The organism is Hyalangium ruber, assembly GCF_034259325.1.
Classification (GTDB): domain Bacteria; phylum Myxococcota; class Myxococcia; order Myxococcales; family Myxococcaceae; genus Hyalangium_A; species Hyalangium_A rubrum.
The window spans coordinates 570,513-588,235 of sequence record NZ_JAXIVS010000002.1; the positions used below are offsets into that span (position 1 = coordinate 570,513).

14 protein-coding genes are annotated in these 17,723 nt (G+C 70.6%); 8 read left to right on the forward strand and 6 right to left on the reverse strand.

Annotation, left to right across the window (positions count from 1 at the left end; genetic code table 11):
* Positions 1-180 precede the first annotated feature (180 nt).
* Complete coding sequence (locus SYV04_RS07390) at positions 181-3,372, forward strand: sensor histidine kinase (RefSeq protein WP_321544922.1); 3,192 nt, start codon at positions 181-183, stop codon at positions 3,370-3,372.
* Positions 3,373-3,427: 55 nt separating this feature from the next.
* On the opposite strand, the gene SYV04_RS07395 is transcribed toward SYV04_RS07390, so the two are convergent.
* On the reverse strand, positions 3,428-3,964 hold the full coding sequence (locus SYV04_RS07395; protein WP_321544923.1) for a hypothetical protein: 537 nt from the start codon (positions 3,962-3,964) through the stop codon (positions 3,428-3,430).
* 134 nt (positions 3,965-4,098) lie between these two features.
* On the opposite strand from SYV04_RS07395, the gene SYV04_RS07400 reads away from it, so the two are divergent.
* Positions 4,099-5,010 (forward strand): SEL1-like repeat protein, encoded by a 912-nt coding sequence (locus tag SYV04_RS07400; RefSeq protein WP_321544924.1) that lies wholly within the window; start codon positions 4,099-4,101, stop codon positions 5,008-5,010.
* A 9-nt stretch (positions 5,011-5,019) separates the two neighbouring features.
* Here the strand turns inward: SYV04_RS07400 and SYV04_RS07405 are convergent, their stop codons facing one another.
* The 3 genes from SYV04_RS07405 to sitA5 form a co-directional block, all read right to left on the reverse strand.
* Positions 5,020-7,008 carry an alpha/beta fold hydrolase gene (locus SYV04_RS07405; protein ID WP_321544925.1) on the reverse strand — a complete coding sequence of 663 codons (1,989 nt, stop codon included), beginning with the start codon at positions 7,006-7,008 and terminating at the stop codon, positions 5,020-5,022.
* A 79-nt stretch (positions 7,009-7,087) separates the two neighbouring features.
* A complete protein-coding gene (locus tag SYV04_RS07410; protein ID WP_321544926.1) occupies positions 7,088-7,708 on the reverse strand; it encodes a pentapeptide repeat-containing protein in 621 nt (206 codons plus the stop codon).
* Positions 7,709-7,720: 12 nt separating this feature from the next.
* Positions 7,721-9,205, reverse strand: coding sequence for a SitA5 family polymorphic toxin (gene sitA5 / locus SYV04_RS07415; RefSeq protein WP_321544927.1), 1,485 nt, complete (start codon positions 9,203-9,205; stop codon positions 7,721-7,723).
* 298 nt (positions 9,206-9,503) lie between these two features.
* On the opposite strand from sitA5, the gene SYV04_RS07420 reads away from it, so the two are divergent.
* The 4 genes from SYV04_RS07420 (at position 9,504) to SYV04_RS07435 (ending at position 13,853) form a co-directional block, all read left to right on the forward strand.
* Positions 9,504-10,439, forward strand: a complete 936-nt coding sequence (locus tag SYV04_RS07420) for an acyl-CoA desaturase (RefSeq protein WP_321544928.1) — start codon at positions 9,504-9,506, stop codon at positions 10,437-10,439.
* A 77-nt stretch (positions 10,440-10,516) separates the two neighbouring features.
* Entirely contained in the window at positions 10,517-11,680 is a 1,164-nt protein-coding gene (locus tag SYV04_RS07425; RefSeq protein ID WP_321544929.1) for a hypothetical protein, read from the forward strand.
* A 21-nt stretch (positions 11,681-11,701) separates the two neighbouring features.
* Positions 11,702-12,718, forward strand: coding sequence for a hypothetical protein (locus SYV04_RS07430; protein WP_321544930.1), 1,017 nt, complete (start codon positions 11,702-11,704; stop codon positions 12,716-12,718).
* A gap of 58 nt (positions 12,719-12,776) precedes the next feature.
* Entirely contained in the window at positions 12,777-13,853 is a 1,077-nt protein-coding gene (locus tag SYV04_RS07435; RefSeq protein WP_321544931.1) for a hypothetical protein, read from the forward strand.
* On the opposite strand, the gene SYV04_RS07440 is transcribed toward SYV04_RS07435, so the two are convergent.
* Together SYV04_RS07440 and SYV04_RS07445 are read right to left on the reverse strand one after the other, a co-directional pair.
* Entirely contained in the window at positions 13,840-14,766 is a 927-nt protein-coding gene (locus SYV04_RS07440; protein WP_321544932.1) for an alpha/beta fold hydrolase, read from the reverse strand. The two genes, SYV04_RS07435 and SYV04_RS07440, sit on opposite strands and share 14 nt — an antisense overlap.
* A gap of 36 nt (positions 14,767-14,802) precedes the next feature.
* Complete coding sequence (locus SYV04_RS07445; RefSeq protein ID WP_321544933.1) at positions 14,803-15,402, reverse strand: TetR/AcrR family transcriptional regulator; 600 nt, start codon at positions 15,400-15,402, stop codon at positions 14,803-14,805.
* A gap of 200 nt (positions 15,403-15,602) precedes the next feature.
* Between SYV04_RS07445 and SYV04_RS07450 the strand changes: the two genes are divergently transcribed.
* Complete coding sequence (locus SYV04_RS07450; RefSeq protein ID WP_321544934.1) at positions 15,603-16,313, forward strand: response regulator; 711 nt, start codon at positions 15,603-15,605, stop codon at positions 16,311-16,313.
* Positions 16,310-17,716: a circadian clock protein KaiC gene (gene kaiC / locus SYV04_RS07455; RefSeq protein ID WP_321544935.1), complete on the forward strand. Its 1,407-nt coding sequence runs from the start codon at positions 16,310-16,312 to the stop codon at positions 17,714-17,716. Before SYV04_RS07450 ends, kaiC begins: the two co-directional genes overlap by 4 nt.
* The last annotated feature ends 7 nt before the right edge of the window (positions 17,717-17,723 follow it).

Sequence of the window (17,723 nt, forward strand, 5' to 3'; positions counted from 1 at the left end):
GCCAGGAGCAATCGGCCGATGCACCGTGTGCTGGCACATTCCAGTTGCAGCGGAAGGCTTCTTTTCGCTAGCGGATGCACTGGGGAGTGCGCGCATGTGCGCTCGGGGGGCGGGTGTTTTCGGGCCTTTGCGTTCTGTGCTGACATGCCCTTCCCCCTTTTCGAGAAGCGAGGAGACGCCATGGGTCCGGCAAGAGCCAGCCAGCCACAGCACTCCTCCGCGGTTCCGCTGGGGGTGGAAGAGAGGCTGGAGTTGCTGGCCGAGGCCTCGCGCATCCTGACGGACGCGAGCCTGGAGCCGCCCGCGGTGCTCGAGCGGCTGTGCTCGCTGGTGGTGCCCGCGCTCGGCCAGGCGTGCGCCTTGCGCCTGCTGTCCCCGGATGGCGAGTGGCTGCTGCCCATGGGCTCGGCGCATGTGGATCCCGGCTCCCGAGAGTCCTTCCAGGCGCTCATGTCGGGCCCGCAGCGCGCGGACGAGGGGCTGTCAGCGCTCGTGGTGCGCAAGGGCGAGGCGCTCTGCCTGTCGTCCCTGTCGCCCGAGGTGCTGCACCGGGTCGCCGCCCCCGCTCTCAAGGCCGTGGTCGAGCACTTCATCATCCACGACCTGCTCATCCTCCCGCTGCGCGCGCGCGGACGCGTGCTGGGCACCCTGTCCGTCGCCCGAGGGCTGAACGGGCGCGCCTTCGAGGATGCCGAGCGCACGCTGCTCCAGGAGCTGGCGGACCGCGCGGCGGTGGCGCTGGAGGTGGCGCACGCCTACATCGCCGAGCGACGGGAGCGACAGTCCGCCGAGCAGTCCGCGGACCGCAGCCTGCGCCTGCAGCGCGCCGCCGCCGCGCTGTCGGAGGCCGTGACGCCGTCGGATGTGGCCGGAGTGATGATGCGCGAGGCCATGGATGCGCTGGGCGCCGACCAGGGCGTCGTCTCCGTGGCCAGCGAGGACCCCTCCTGGATGGAGATCCTCGGCAGCCGCAACCTGCCTCCCGGCAGCCTGGAGCGCCTGTCCCGCTTCCCCGCCGATGCGCCCCTGCCCGCCGCCGAGGTGTACCGCGGCGGCACGCCCCTGTGGATGGAGACGCCCGAGGTGCTGACAGCGCGCTTTCCCACGGTGCTGCAGCGCCCGGAGATCATGACGCAGGCAGTGGCGAGCCTTCCCCTGCGCACGCGGGGCCGCACGCTGGGCTGCTGCTCGCTGGGCTTCCTGGCGCCGAGGACCTTCACCGAGGGCGAGCGCGCCTTCCTGCTGGAGCTGGCGGGGCAGACGGCCCAGGCGCTGGAGCGGGCCCGGCTCTACGTGGCCGAGCAGCTCGCGCGCACCCGCGCCCAGCGCGCCGCCGAGCGCACCACGCGGCTCCAGGCCGTCATCGCCGAGCTGTCTCCCGCATATACCGCCGCGCGCGTGGCCGAGGTGGTGGTGGACCATGGCGTGTCGGCCGTGGGCGCGCGCACCGGCGGGCTGTGGCTACTGGAGCCGGACGGCACCCACGCGCGGCTGGTGCGCTCCATCGGCCACTCGCAGGAGGTGGTGGAGCGCTTCCACCGCCTGCCGCTGAGCCTGGACGCGCCGCTCATGGAGGCGCTGCGCAAGGGCCGCCCCGTCTGGGTGGAGGCTCCCGAGGCCGCCGTCCAGGGCGCCACCGCTTCCTCCCAGCCCCGAGGCAAGGGGGGCTCGGCGCTGACGCCCTCCCTGGCGTGCCTGCCGCTGCGGGCCGAGGAGCGCACGCTGGGCGCGCTGGTGCTGGGCTTCGCCGAGTCGCGCCGCTTCGACGCGGACGAGCGCGCCTTCCTGGAGCTGCTCGTCCACCCTGCCGCCGAGGCGCTGGCCCGGGCCCGACTGCTGGAGCAGCAGCAGGCGGCGCAGGTGGCGCTGCGCGAGGCGCACCAGACGATGCTCTCCATCTTCCAGGCCTCGCCCGCCGCCATCGTGCTGATGGATCCGGACGGCACGGTGCGCCTGTGGAACGCCGCCGCCGCGCACATCTTCGGCTGGGCCCAGGAGGAGGTGCTCGGACGGGTGCTGCCCGTGGTTCCCCCGGACAAGCTCGAGGAGGCCCGCCAGAACCTGGCGCGCACCGTGCGGGGTGAGCCGGTGCTCGGTTTCGAGACGCGGCGCCAGCGCAAGGATGGCACCCTCATCGACGTGGCGATGTGGGCCTCGGCGGTGCGCCATGGCAGTGGCGAGGTGCAGTGCGCCTTCATCATCACCGATATCACCGAGCGCAAGCGCTCCGAGGACGCCCAGCGCTTCCTGGCGCGCGCCGGCAGCGAGCTCGCCAGCAGCCTGGATGACGAGGCGACGCTGGAGCGCATGGCGCACCTGGCCGTCCCCGATTGGGCGGACACCTGCTCCATCCACCTGCGCGAGGGCAACCAGCTGCGCTGCGTGGCCACCGCGTACGCGGGCCCCGTGCCGCTGGCGGCGCGCGAGGAGCCCGAGTCCTCCGCCGTGGCGCGCGTGCTCGCCTCCGGCATGCCCGAGCTGCGCGCGGAGGCGGGGCCGCCTCCCCAGGCATGGCTGCGCGTGCCGCTGGTGGTGCGCCACCACGTCGTCGGCGTGCTGTCCTTCACCCGGGCCCGACGCGCCTATGACGCGCGGGACCTGGCGCTCGCGCAGGAGTTGGGCCGCCAGGCGGCGCTCACCTTCGACAACGCCCGGCTCTATCAGGAGGCCCAGCAGGCCATCCGCCTGCGCGAGGAGTTCCTCTCCGTCGCCAGCCACGAGCTGAAGACGCCCATCAGCGCGCTCCAGCTCCAGGTGCAGAGCCTGCTGTCCACCTTGTCCCGCTCTCCCTCGGGCCCCACCCCGGAGCGGCTGCGTCGCAGCCTGGAGACGGTGCAGCGCCAGGTGCATCGGCAGACCCAGCTCATCAACGAGCTGCTGGATGTCTCTCGCATCAGCGCCGGCCGGCTGCAGCTCCAGATCGAAGCCCTGGAGCTGTCGGCCCTGGCGCGCGAGGTCGCTGAGCGCTTCGAGCCCGAGCTGACGCGCGCTGGCTCGGCCCTGCGGCTCCAGCTCGCCGCGGACACGGCGGGGCAGTGGGACCGGCTGCGGCTGGACCAGGTGGTGACCAACCTGCTGTCCAACGCGGTGAAGTACGGGCGGGGCAACCCCATCCAGCTCACCACCGAGGTGACCGGCTCGCACGTGCGGCTCACCCTCCAGGACGGAGGCATCGGCATCGCGGCGGAGGACCTCACGCGCCTCTTCAACCGCTTCGAGCGGGCCGTGTCCGAGCGCAACTACGGCGGCTTCGGGCTGGGCCTGTGGATCGCCCGGCAGAGCGTCGAGGCGATGGGGGGCCACATCCACGTGACCAGCGAGCTGGGCGTGGGCTCCACCTTCACCGTGGAGCTGCCTCGCGCCCAGGGTTGAAGCAGGCAGGCGAGCGAGCCCCTGTAAGGCCGCTTGCCGACCGAGCGTGTTCGGATCAACCCAGCGACAGCAGCAACAGCGCCACCTGCTCGGCGGGGGTGAGCTCCTGGAACACCTCGGGCAGCGTCACCTCCGTGGGTGGTGCGAAGACCCGATCGCAGCTGCGCGGACCGATATACGTCCCCTCGGTGTTCTTCAGCCGGTAGGTACACCCGCCCACGTACACGTAGAGCTCCATGGGGCTGAGGCGTACCTCGGCTGGCCGGCCGAGGAACCCTCCCTCTCCGCGCAGCGTGTCGCCCTGGGAGGAGACCTTCAGGTTCACCAGCCCGCCGCCGATGGTCCCCTTCACCTCGTCCTCCTTCAAGGAGAGGACCGTGGAGGCATCGAACGCCCGGCCCCGCAGCTCCTTCCGGGAGTGGTGGAGCTGGAGGTGCGGTGACACAATGTCATTGCCGGTGAGTCGCACGTTGTAGGACGCCTGGGGCAGCTTCACCGAGATGGCGGGCTCGCTCGGTGCCCCCACGGCCATCCCGCCAGCGAGCACCCCCAGCAGGCCCAGCGCGTAGTGAACAAGGCGTGGCGTCTTCATGTCGTGAAGATAGCCACCACCGCGTCTGGGGCTCCACCCCTCGGAGAGGCGGGAATTTCGCCGGCGGACGCCTGTCTTCCCAGACTGGCCGGTGATTTGCAGTCACCCCGGCGACGGACACTGAGCAGCGACGGATGCGACCCCACGGCTCCAAGACACGGCTCGCCGACGCGGCGATGGAACGAGCATGGGCGCTCGAAGAGGCGCCCGTGCGCGATGCCGAGGCGCTCTTCCACGCCTACCTCGTGGCCGCGCGCGCGGGCAACGTGGACGCGATGAACAACGTGGGGCTCCACTACGCCTACGGCGACGGGGTGCGCCGGGACGCGGCGCTGGGCGCGCGGTGGCTGCGCCGGGCCGCGCTCAAGGGCGACGCGCTGGCGGCCTTCAACCTCGGCCTCTTCTACGCACAGGGGCGCGGCCTGCGGAAGAACCCGGCCATGGCCCGAAAGTGGTACTGGCGCTCGCTGTCCAGCGGGAACCTCGACGCCGCCGCGAACCTGGCGGACCTGCTCTTCGCCAGCAAGGATCCGAAGGACTGGCCCCAGGCGGTGGCGCTGTACCGCCAGTCCATGAAGCGGGGCAACACGGCGGCCCGGTACAACCTCGGCCTGGCCTACGAGCAGGGCAAGGGCACCCGGCGCAATCGGAAGAAGGCCCTGCAGCTCTACCGCGAGGCGGCCGAGGCGGGCGACGTGGACGCGCAGCTCGCGCTGGGCTGGTGCTACCTCAACGGCGTGGGCGGCCCCCAGGACTCGCTGGCGGCCTTCCGCTGGTACGAGCAGGCCGCGAGGCAGCGTGAGCCCCGCGCCCTGTTCAGCCTGGGGGAGATGTTCCTCGAGGGACTGGGCATTCCCCCTTCCCAGGAGCGGGCCCTGCGCTACCTGCGCGCCGCCGCGGAGCTGGGGCATGCCCGGTCTCGGCGGTGGCTCAAGCACCTGGAGCGGGAGCCCGCCCCCGACACGAAGCCGGAGGCAGGCACCACTTCGAATCCCGAGCCGAGCGCCGAGCCGAGCCCGGGCCCCGAGACGCCCGGCCCGGCGTAGGCGCGGGCGCTACGGCTTCGAGCCCGAGCCGCCCGCGGCCGGCGCCGGCGTGCCCAGGTGCTTCTCGAGGAACATGAGCGCCGTCATCGTCGCGTAGTCGCGGTTGGGCTTCTTGCCGAAGCCGTGCCCCTCGTCGAGCGCCAGCATGTACCAGACGTCGGCGCCCTTGGCGCGCACCGCCTTGACGATCTGCTCGGCCTCCGACTGCGGCACGCGCGGGTCGTTCTTGCCCTGCTGCACGTAGAGCGCCGCGCGGATGCGGTCCACCGCGCCCAGCGGAGAGATGCGCTCCTGCACCTTGCGCACCGCGGGGTCGCGCTCGTCGCCGTACTCGGCGCGGCGCAGGTCCTGCCGGTAGGCCTGCGTGTTCTGCAGGAAGGAGGGCAGCGAGGAGATGCCCACCACGTCCACCACGGCCTTGATGCGCTCGGGGTAGAAGGTCGCCGTGGCCAGCACCATGTAACCGCCGTACGAGCCTCCGTAGACGCCCACGCGCGAGGCATCCAGGTCCTTCTGCGAGGCGATGAAATCCAGCGTGGCGCCGATGTCCTTGAGGCTCTGCTCGCGCTTCACCCCGTCATCCATGGCCCGGTAGGCCTTGCCGTACCCTTCCGAGCCGCGCACGTTGGGCAGCAGCACCGCCATCTTCATCTCGGTGGCGAGGAACTGGATCAACGCGCTGAAGTACGGCTGGCTCTGGCCCTCGGGGCCGCCGTGGAAGATGACCACCACGGGCACCTTGCCGCTCGCGCCTCGCGGCCGGTACAGGAAGGCGGGCACCTTCACGCCGTCGGTGGAGTCGTAGCGCACCAGCTCCGGCTCGACCAAGGCCTCGGTGTTGAGGCCGCCCAGCTCCGAGCGCGTCCAGCGCGTCGTCTTCTTCGTGCGCAAGTCCACCTGCCACACATCGGTGGGCGAGCGCGAGGTGATGAGCGACAGGAACAGCGTGTCCGAGCGCTTGCGGGGGAACGTGAGCCCCGTCAGTACACCCTGGGGCAGGCTCACCTGCGAGAGCGTGTTGCCGCGCGTGTCCAGGAGGTACAGCCGGCTGATGCCATCCTCGTTGATGTCCAGCGCGAGCTGACGGCCGTCCGGGGACAGCTCGAGCCCCTGCACGTTCCAGCGGATGGACTTCGTCAGCGACGGCGGCGCGGCCGTGTACGGCGCCTTGTCGAGCTCCAGCCGGTACAGCTCCGAGAAGTCGCTGTAGCGGTCGGTGATGAGGTAGATGCCCTTCCCATCCGGGGTGAAGCGAGCGTCGACGACGCTGCCCATCCCCTCCTTCGGGGTGAGCTGGCGGCGCTCGCCCGTCTTCAGATCCACCACGTGCAGATCCGCGTCGGCCACGGAGCGGAACTGCTGGACGAGCAGCTTCGCGCCGTCCGCGGAGAAGTCGACGGGGTACCAGGTGCCTTCGAGCTCGGTGACGCGGCGGGCCTGGCGCGGATTGTCCGTGGGCGCGACGTAGATGTCCGTGTCCTTCCCGTTGCGCGCGGTGTTGGCGTAGGTCAGCCACTTGCCGTCCCGGGAGACGCCCAGCCCCTCGTGGCGGCTCTTGCCGTCGGTGAGGAGCTCCGCGCGGCCCGTGCTCCGGTCGAACCGGTACACCTGATAGAACTCTCCGCCGCCCACGTCCTGCAGGTAGAAGAGGACGTTCGCGGAGCCCGGCAGGAAGCGCGCCTGCGCGATGGGCTCGGGCGTGAAGGTGAGCTGGGTGCGCGCGCCCATGGGCATCTCCACCAAGTGAAGCTGCGCCACGTCCGCGAAGCGCGTGGAGATGAGCACCTGCTTGCCGTCATCCGTCACGTCCACGAGTTGGGCGTTGCGGGACTCCAGGTACTGATGCACGCGGCGCTCCAGCTCGGGAGGCACCGCGGGCACGCCGCTGATCAGCACATTGGGCAGGCCCGGCAGCGGGGCAGTATTGGCTACCGCGGAGGGAGCCGTGGGCTGCGCGGTGAGCAAGGACACCAGGAGCGGTAGGGTTCCAAGGTTCATGGCGGGCGACCCTACCAGTGAGTCCACCCTTGTGATGCGGGTTCCCAGTGCTCCAGCGCCCGCGCGTCCAGGAAATTCTTCAATAGATGACGTCGTCGAGGAGCGCGAGCGTTGCCTTGATCGCTTCCTCCGTGGTCTCGAACTGCTTTGCGAGGACCGTGGCGGATCGGGTGAGCGCTTCGGTGGTTGCGGGTATATCGGTGAACCCGCTCATGGCCACCGAGAGCTGCCCAGGCCATGGGAGCGCCGCCAGCTCACGCGCCCGCTTGTAGGGATGGAGCAGGGTGAACCAAGGCCAGCGCGGAAACTTCAACGTGGAGACGTCACACCCGATGAACCGGCACCCGTGGAGTTGTGCTCGAGAGAAATCGCAATCCTCGACCCTGCCCATGTCTCTGTCGGGCAAGGCAGGGTTCGGGTAATACCCGAAGTCGTTTCCCGTCAGCTTGCCCGTGAAGCGGCAGCCCCTCAGAGATGCCGTGTACCAGGGAAGGTTCTTCAGCTCGGTCTTCACCTCGATCGTGCAATCCATGAGCTGAGGTCCCGCCAGAAGCAGGCGTCTGGCAGGCACCTGGAGAACGAGGGTGCAGTGGCGAAGTGTGAGCTTGGGCCCAAGGTAATAGAGCGCATCCTTCGCTGTGAGCTCCAGCCGCTCATTCTCGATGACCTTGTCCTCGAAGATGACGTTGTTGAGCCACATGCCGGGTACCCGTCAGAAGGAGATCATCCGGAAGAACTCCTCGGCCATGCGGCGACCGTGCCGCTCCAGGTTGGAGTTCGTCCCGGTGAGAAGCTCGTATCTGTAGCCCGTCCTGGGATCAACCGCGTCGATTCCCTTGGCGCTCCACCGCAGGCTCGGGAACTGGCGTTCCAGGACACGATGCACGAAGCGCCCTCTCGCCTCCCGCTCCAGGAGGTTGCCCAACCAATGCTCCCCGTGAGCGCGGGCTTTGTCGATGGCTACCTTCTCCGCGTCGCTGAGTGCCTCTCGACTCCAATGCAGAGTGACGCGCTCAGCGGCTGCTTGGAGCTCATCGCCCACGGGGTCCGTCTTGGGAATGTCCTTCACTGACTTGTGCCTGGGCACGTTCCAGCGCTGGCCGTTGACCAGCACCTGACGGTTGCCGGCCTGGTGGCGAATGAGCGTGAGCGCTTGCCGCTCACCGGAGGAGGCACTGCCGGCCCCGCGCCGGGCGCTCATGCGCAGAATCGAGAAGGAGCGCTCAGCGGAGAAGCCCACCGACTCGACCTGTGCCGCCGCCGTGGACAGTTCGACTCCCACCCGCGCCTCGGCCTGCACCGCCGCCCGCGCGAAACCCGGCACCTGCGGCAGCCGCGTCACCAGTTTGCCGGCCCCACCGCCCAGCGCCGCTGCCACCACCAGCACCAGCACTCGTGCCGCGTTTCGGCCCATCACCTGGCCATAGCGCTCTCCTGCCTGGCGCACCTGCTCGAAGCTGCTGGCCCGGTCCACCTGTCCCACCATGTCCACCCACCCCATCAGCAGGCTGCCCACCGTCTCCGCTCCCAACCACGCCAGCAACGCCAGCGTTGTCACCGCCGCCAATGCCTTGGTGAGCGGCTCGGGTATCACCCACAACAACAAGTAGGTGGTGGCTGCCCACAACACCGTGGACAGCAAGGCGCGCCAGTCGGCCAGCTCCCGCAGAGACTGCTTCATCTCCCCCAACACCGAGCCCAGCGCCAACCCCATGCCCAGCGCGTAGAAGTCCTCCCCCTCCAGCAGCGGCCCATCCTTGAGCAGCCCCAGGCAGTCGCTCTCCCCATGCTCTTTCAGACAGAGCGACTGGTAATCGCGTGTCATGCGCGCCACGTCGCGCTTCACCCCAATGGGCCTCTCGGGCAGAGGCACCGCCCACACCACCTGCCCCTCTCGCACCTCGGCGGCGAAGCGCACCTCGCGCTCGCTTGGGAACAGCACCTGAGCCCCTTCCCGAGGCTGAGGCCAGGCATGTACCAGGCGCACCAGATTCCCCAGGGCACGCTCAAACTCCGCTCCCCCTACCTCCACGCGCTCCTCTGGGCTGGCGTAGGCGGCCCACACGCGCAGCTCGTACCGTGCCGCCTCCAGTTCTCGCTCAGAGGCATCTGTCGGCTCTGGCCACGGCCGCGGGGTGCTGGCGCAAGCCCCCATCACCAGCGCCAGCATCAGCGCTCCTGCTCTGCGCCCTCTCATGGCCGCCTCCTTCTGCGCGAAGCTCGCAGGTTAGGGCCCTATGCCGGGCTGGCGTAAGCGGCACCACGATGCCGCGGATCAAGCAGCGAAGTAGCCGCTCTCCATTGCCATGCGTCACCTGCCCCAGAGCTCCGCCCGAGGCGGAGACAGTGGGGTGCCGAGCGTCTTCCGCGTTGACGGTGGACTGTCCACGCCGTGGACAGTGCCGCCGCTCCGGGCCCGCAAGCGCCCGGAATGAGGGCCGCCCTGGGCTGGCAGGACACTTGCGATGGACTCCCCTCGAAAGGAGCCGGAGGCCATGGACGATGCGAGAGGCTGGGGAGAGACGAGGCTGAACCGGAGCAAGGTGCTGCGCTGGGCGCTGCTGCACGCGGCGGCGCTCGTGGGTGGCGCGCTCTTCTTCTCGTGGAGCGCGGTGGCGGTGGCGGCCGCGCTGCTCGGGGTGACGATGTGCCTGGGCGTCTCGGTGGGCATCCACCGCGGCCTCATCCACCGCGCCTTCCAGACGTCGCGCCCCGTGGAGGCCGTGCTCGCGGTGCTGGGCACGCTGGCGGGCCTGGGCGGCGTGCTCGGCATGAGCCGCATGCACCACATGCGCGACTACCACCAGAACCAGCCGGACTGCCCGCCCTACTTCGGCTACCGGGGCGGCTTCCTGGAGACGATGGCCTATGCGCTCTTCTTCGACTACCGCGCGCCGGATGCCTCCATCTACCCGCCGGTGGAGCCGCGCGTGGCGGCCCGGCCCCTCTTCCAGCACCTGGAGCGCGCGGGGCTGTGGCTCCAGGTGCCGCTGGCGCTGGCCCTGTACGCGGTGGGCGGCCCCGCCTTCGTCGCGTGGGGCATCTTCATCCGGCTGGCGCTCACGCAGGACGGCTTCTGGGCCATCCACTACGTGAGCCACGTGGCGGGCGAGCAGCCCTACGAGCTGGTGGGCGCCGCGGAGCAGGGCCGCAACGCCGGGTGGCTGGCGCTGCTGAGCATGGGCGAGGCCTGGCACAATACGCACCACGCCTACCCTGCCTCGGCGCAGATGGGCGTCGGCTGGAGGCAGCCGGATCCGGGCTTCTGGGCCGTGCGCGCGCTGGAGGCGCTGGGGCTGGTGTGGGGCGTGCGGACGGTGGCGGACCTGCCGCTGCGCGAAGGTGCGAGACGCGTACACGCCCGGAGCCCGCGACACGCCCGACGCACCCGTGTGCAGCGGCCTGCACAGCTGGTAGCCCCGACGCGCTGACGCACAGCACCATCGCCGAGGAGCCCTTTCCTCGGCATCCATGATGCAGGGATGATGTGCGCACAGGAGCTTCCCCCATGCGCGCCATCGCCCTCTTGCTGTGCCTCATCGCGGCCTCCGCGCGCGCGCAGCAGTCCGGAGAGCCTCCCCTTCCTCCGGAGGAGTCCCTCACCCCTCCGCCCATCACCCTCGCGCCCCACGAGGAGCCGCCCTCGGCCCCTCCAGTCGGCGCCGCGCCCGAGGATGAGTTCCTCCCCCTGCCTTCTGCTTCCTCCCCGCGCGCAGCGCCACCGCCTCCCGCTGTCACGCCCGCGCCTCCGCCTCCGCCTCGCGCCACCGCCGCGCCTCCCTCCAAGGCCATCGGCCCCGTCGAGCCCGTGAGCCAGCGGGCCGCGCGCTACAGCCTCTACTCCGCGGGCGCGGGGGGCTCGATGTTCGCGCTCACCGAGGGCCTCGTCGGCGTCGTCACCGGCGCCATGCTGGGCTCGGCCTTCGACGTCGCCAGCCAGCAGCGGGACAGCGACGGCTACACGGGCGCCATCCTCGGAGGGCTCACGCTCGGCGCCGCCGCCACCTTCTACCAGTACTTCGTCCCCGTGGGCCGCCGCGAGGCGCTGCTCGCCGCCGGTGCCGCCAGCACCGGGCTCATGGCCAGCCTCACCCTGGCCCACTCCGAGAACATGAGCGCCAAGGACCGCGCCCTGCTCTCCTTCACCGGCACGCAGGCGAGCATCCTCGCCGTGCTACTGCTCACCGCCGGCGGCCAGGACGTGAGCGCTGGTGACGCGGGGCTCGTGGGCGCCACCTCCCTCTATGCCTTCATCGTCACCGGCTTCGTCGAGTACATCCACGCCCGGCAGACGGATCAGTCCTTCAACTTCGTGCCCCTGCTCCTCGCCCCCGCCGTCGGCATGGCCGTTGGCGGGCTGCTCGCCCTGCCCCTGGAGCTGTCCTCCACCAGCGTCTTCGAGCTGACCACCTTCCCGCTCGGCACCGGCGCGCTGGCGCTCCTCGTCGGCACGCAGCTGGCCGATGGCGTCACCGTCGCCAAGACGGTGCTCGGCACCATGGCGGGCACCTTCTTCCTCGTCGCGTTGATCCACGGGCTGTCGGGCCAGGCCGTCGAGCCCGAGCAGAGGTCCGTCAGCTCCGTCCAGGCCATGCCCGTGCCGGTGCTCGTGGCCGCAGGCCGGCGCAACGAAGGAATCGCCGCCGGTCCGGGGCTCTTCCTGCGATTCTGAGCCCTTCTCCCCGAGGCCCCCATGCGGCTGCTCCTCTTCCTGCTGTGCCTCACCGCCACCGCGGCCAGCGCACAAGCCCCCCGGCGCTTCTCCGCCCAGGCCGAGCCCTCGGCCAGCCCCTCTCCGGACGAGCCCGAGTGGGCGCGGACTCCGCCTCCCGCCATCGGCCCCGCCGAGTCCACGGGCACGCGCGCGCAGCGCTACAGCCGCTTCTCCGCCGGCCCCGGGGGGCCCTCCGTCGTGGTGGCCGAGGTGCTCCTGGGCCTGAGCGGAGGCGCCCTGCTGGGAAACGCCTATGACGCCGAGGGGTCGACGAGCAACGCCTACTTCGGAGCGATGATGGGCGGGCTGGCGCTCGGCACCGCCGGCACCTTCTACCAATACTTCGTCCCCGTGGGGCGCCGCGAGTCCGTGCTGGCCACGCTCGCCTCGGTGACGTGGATGATGGGGGGCATCGGCTTCGCCAACGGCAGTGACGTGAGCGACCACGGCCGAGGCATCATCGCCCTGGTGTCCTCCCAGGCTGGCCTGTTCGGCGCGCTGCTGCTCACCGCTGGCGGCGAGGACGTGAGCGGCTCGGACATGGGGCTCATGGGCATGAGCTCCCTCTATGCCTTCCTCGTCACCAGCCTCGTGGAGTTCATCAACGACGCGGAGAGCAGCGGCGGCTACAACTTCACGCCCATGCTCATCGCCCCCGCCGTGGGCCTGGCCCTCGGGGGGCTGCTCTCCATTCCCCTGGAGCTGAGCCCGCTGCGGCTGGCGGCCATCACCTTCCTACCGCTCATCCCCACCGGCATGTCGATTGCCCTGGCGGCGCCGCTGTCCGGCAACGCGACCACGGGCCGCGTGGTGCTCACCACCCTGAGCGCCTCCTTCATCCTCACCACGCTGGTGGCCGTCTTCACCTACGAGCCGCCTCCCCAGGAGCGGGCCTCCGCCAGCACCGTGCGCCTCTCCCCCGTCCCCGTGGTGATGGCCGCCGGCCGGCGCAACTCCTCCCTCGCCGCGGGGCCCGGTTTGAGGATCCAATTCTGAGTCCTCGTGTCAACAGGAGTGTCGGACAGTGGAAAACCTGAAGGAGAGGAGCACCTACATGCGGTCCTTCGCCGTCCTGCTCAGCCTCGTCGCCACCGTGGCCAGTGCCCAGCAGCCCCGCGCTCCCGCCACGCCGCCGCCTTCCGCCGAAGCCGCGCCGGCCGAGCCCACGCCGCCCCCCCTCTCTCCCGCGCAGGCGGACCCCTCCGCGCCTCCGCTGCCCCCTGCCGCCACGCCGCCCCCAGCCATCGGTCCCGCCGAGTCCACGGGCGAGCGCGCGGTGCGCTACAGCCGCTTCTCCGCCGGCCCGGGCGGCCCGCTGCTCGCCTTCACCCAGGTCATCAGCGGCATCGTCAGCGGCGCGATGATTGGCTCCACCTATAACGATGAGAACAGCGACGAGGGCCGCAACCACGGCTACACGGGCGCGATGCTGGGCGGCCTGACGCTGGGCACCATCGGCACGCTCTACCAGTACGCCGTGCCGGTGGAGCGCAACGAGTCGTTCCTCGTCGCGGGCGCGGCCACCACGGGCTTCATCGCCGGCATCGGCCTGGCCAACAGTGACGACGCCTCCGACCGCGCGCGCGGGTGGATGGGACTGGCCGCCACGCAGGTCGGCATCGTCAGCGTGCTCGCCATCACCCAGGGCGGCGGAGACGTGAGCAACGGGGACGCGGCGCTGGTGGGCATGACGTCCCTCTACGCCTTCACCCTCACGCTGCTCACCCAGAGCATCATGGAGGAGAGCGGCAGCGGGGACACGGACTTCACGCCCACGCTGCTGGCCCCCGCCATCGGCATGGCCCTGGGCGGGCTGCTCGCGCTGCCGCTGGAGCTGGAGGCCTCGCGGGTGGTGAAGCTCACGCTGCTGCCCCTGGGCGTGGGCCTGGGCATGCTGTGGCTCGGCTCCGCGCTGGCCGATGGCACCACCGTGCCGCTCACGGCCATCGCGGGCATCGCCACCACCTTCGCGCTCACGGTGCTGCTCACCTCGGACCCGGGCGTGCCCACGGAGAAGGACAGCCCGCGCCGTGTCTCCTCCGTGCAGGCCATGCCCGTGCCGGTGGTGATGGCGGCGGGCCGCGACAACAGCTCCCTGGCCGCCGGCCCGGGCCTGTTCATGCGCTTCTGAGCGAGGGGGTGGCGGCGGCCTCGGCCAGGGGCGCCGTCACCAGCGGCCACGCGTCCCGGGGGCGGCTCTCGGTGATGAACGCCACCGCCTCCGAGACGACGGCCGGCGTATAGAGGATGCGGTAGTGCCCCAGGCCCTGGGTGCGCACCAGCCGCGCCCCCGGCCAGGCCTGGGCGATGGCCTCGCCCGACTCCACCCGCACCTCCTCGTCTCCCACGTCGTGGAAGATGCGCACCGGCGTCTTCAGCGCGGGCGCGAAGCGCGGCACCACGTAGTCCTCCAGCCGCCCCAGGCGCGCCTCGAGCCGCGCCACCATCCGCTTTACGGCGTGCCCCGGCAGCGCCACCTCGCGCGAGAAGAAGGCCACCGCCTTGCGCGGATCCGACGGCGGCGACAGCAACACCGCCCGCTCCACCTCCAGCCCTTGATGGAGCGCCAGCGCGCTGGCCGCCGCGCCGATGGAGTGCGCCACCAACGCATGCGGCCCCCCGGTGGCGTGCGCCACCGCCCGAATCACCCGCGCCAGCTCCGGCAACGAGGAGCGGCTGCCGGACGACAGGCCGTGCCCCGGCGCGTCGAACGTCACCACCGAGAAGCCCGCGGCCACCAGCGGCGCGACGAAGGCGGTGAGCTGGCCGCCGTAGCCGCTCCACCCGTGTACCAGCAGCACGCGCGGGCCCTCGCCCCAGCTCCACACCGCCACCCGCTCACCGCACAGCTCCAGGAAGCGCTGCTGCCCCTGCGCCAGCACCGCCCGCGCCGTGCGCGAAGGCGCCGTCCGCTGCGGCGTGCAGAACAGCCGCTCCCCCCACTGGGCCGCCCACTCCGGCGCCAGCGTGCCCAGCGTGCGGCCCGTGAGGCGCAGCGCCAACCGGGCCATCTTCTTACGAACGTTCGTGCTATTTTTTGCCATGACGAGGACTCCAACGAGACGGCAGGGAAGAAAGCTTCAGGAGGAAAGGGCGCGGGAGGCGTTCAGCAGCGATTCGAAGGCGCGGCGGGAGCGCTGCTCCGCCTGAGGGTCTCTCATCAGCCGGGCCGCGTGGTGGTGGACGAGCATGATGCCGTACAGCTCGAAGGCGAACTGCTCCGGGTCCACGTCCGGTCGGAAGTGGCGCTCGTTGATGGCGGTGCGCGCCGTCTGGGCCAGGCAGTCCATCCAGTCCCGCTGGCTCTGCACCAGGGCGTCGCGGGCCGGGCCCGGGGTGTCATCCAGCTCCGCGGCGGCGGCCACGAAGATGCAGCCCCCCTCCATGGCGGCGCTGCGGCCCCAGTCCAGCCAGCGCTCGAAGAGGGCGCGGATGCGCGCCTCGCCCCGGGGCCGGGCCAGGGCCGGGCGAATCACCACCTCGGTGAACAGGGTGGTGGCCGCCTCCAGCACCTCCACCTCCAGCGAGGCCTTGGAGCGGAAGTGGGCGAACAGGCCGCTCTTGGACAGCTGCAGCTCGTCCGCCAGCCCGCCGATGGTCAGCCCCTGCAAGCCCACACGGCTGGCCAGGCGCACCGCGCGCTCGAGGATGGCCTGCCGGGTGAGTTCGCCCTTTCTCATCGCCCTTCAAGAATAGAACGGTCGTTTTATTCTCGCAACCGATTCGTTCAGTCCCCGCCAGGTGGGCACCATCCGCCTACTGAGGGCTTCCGTTCCGGGATAAGGATTTCGCCCCTGTGGCAACTGATCCTTCTCCGCCCGCGGCTGGGGCACCCTCGCTCGCTTCTTCTGCCCCGAACCGAACCGACCCCGAGGCCTCGATGGGGCTGCAGGTCCTCTATGTCGAGGACGACATCGACATCCAGGACGCGCTCCGGGAAATCCTGGAGTCGGCCGGGTATCGCGTCACGGTGGCGTCGACGGCCACGGAGGGCCTGGCGCTCCTGGGCTCGCAGAAGTTCCACCTGGTCATCAGCGACTACAACCTGCCCGATACCAGCGGGGCGAAGATGCTCTCGCAGGCGGCGGCGACGGGGCTGCTCAACTGTGAGTCGCTCATCCTGACGGGCGCCTCGCGGCTGGACGACGTGGCGGGCTACCGGGTCATCCGCAAGCCGGTGGACGTGGACAAGTTCCTGGCGAAGCTGAATGAAATCCTGGCGCCAGTGCGCGACGAGGAGCTGGCCCGGGCCAAGGCCCACCTCGAGGTGGCGATGGAGCGCAAGGCGCAGGGCGACAGCCTCAAGCGCATCCGCTTCGTCCTCTACGTCAGCGAGGCCTCCACCACCTCGCTGCGCGCCTTGCGAAACCTGCAGACGCTGCTGAAGGACTACGAGGCGACCCAGGTCGACCTGCAGGTGGTGGACCTCTCCAAGGACAGGCCGACCTCCTTCGATGAGGACCGCGTCACCTTCACGCCCACGCTGGTGCGCCGGATGCCCGACCCGCGCGTGTACCTGCTGGGGACCCTCGAGAACATCCAGACGGTCGTTGACCTGCTCAATGACGCGAAAGTCGAGCGCAAGCGATGAGTCCAGTGGTGAAGGTGGCGACGGGAATCTCCGGGTTGGATCGCATCACCCAGGGAGGACTGCCCAAGGGACGCACCACCCTCATCACCGGCAAGAGCGGCGCGGCCAAGAGCGTGCTGGCCCTGCAGCTGGCCGGCCACTTCGCCCGCTCGGGGATGAAGACGGTGGTGTTCGCGGTGGAGGAGACGCCCTCGGACCTGATCGAGTCCGGAGACAGCCTGGGCTTCGGGCTGTCGGAGCTGGTGGCCCAGGGTCAGCTGCGGTTCGCCGACCTGACGCACCCGGCGGACAGCGCCACCGTCGTCACGGGCGACTATGACATCACCGCGATGCTCCACCGCGTGGAGGCGGCGGCCAAGGAGTTCGGCGCCCAGGCGCTCATCCTCGACTCGGCCACGGCGCTGTTCAGCCCGAAGCCTTCCGAGGAGCGGCTGCGCAGCCACTTCTTCCATCTCATCGACTCGTTCCGGAAGTACCAGCTCACGGCGGTGGTGACCGCCGAGGCGCCCGACGACTACGGCCCGCGCACCACGCTGGGGGTGGAGGACTTCGTCTGCGACGTGGTGCTCGTGCTGCGCAACCTCATCGACAGCGAGCGCCGGCGACGCACCATCGAGGTCCACAAGTACCGGCGCAGCGGTCACCAGAAGGGCGAATACCCCTGCACCGTCAGCGCGCGGGGGCTCATGGTGTTCCCCTTCGGCGCGCCGGCGTCCCAGGAGCGGCTGCAGAACGAGCGGTTCTCCAGCGGGTTCGAGGGCCTGGACTCGATGATGAACGGCGGCTGGCTGCGCGACTCCATCACCATGCTGAGGGGCCCTGCCGGCAGCGGGAAGACGACGATGGCGGGCATGTACGCGCGGGCCGGCGCGCAGCGTGGCGAGCGCGTGGCGTACTACGGCTTCGAGGAGACCAAGCCGATGCTGATGCGCAACTTCTCCAACATCGGCATGCCCATGGAGGAGTTCACGCAGGCGGGCACGCTCCTGCTGGAGTGCCGCTACCCGGAGGCCACCAGCCCAGAGGACCTGCTGGTGGAGCTGCGCCAGAGCCTGGAGGAGTTCCGGCCCTCGCTCATCGTCCTGGACAGCATCTCCTCGGTGGCGCACTCCACCTCCACGCGAGGCTTCCGCCAGTTCATGGTCGGCTTCGCCTCGCTGGTGCGCGAGCACAACCGCAGTGCGCTGCTCACGCAGACCATCAATGACGTGAAGGAGGACGAGCGCACCGCGCCCTTCCTCTCCACCATCGCCGACGCCATCATCTCGCTCGACTACCACCGCCACGGCAAGAAGCTCGAGCGGACCATCAACGTGACGAAGATGCGCGGCTCGGCCCACTCGGATGATGCCTTCCGGCTGATGATCCGCCCGGGAGGGCTGGGCGTCTCCGAGCTGGAGTGAGCCCGCG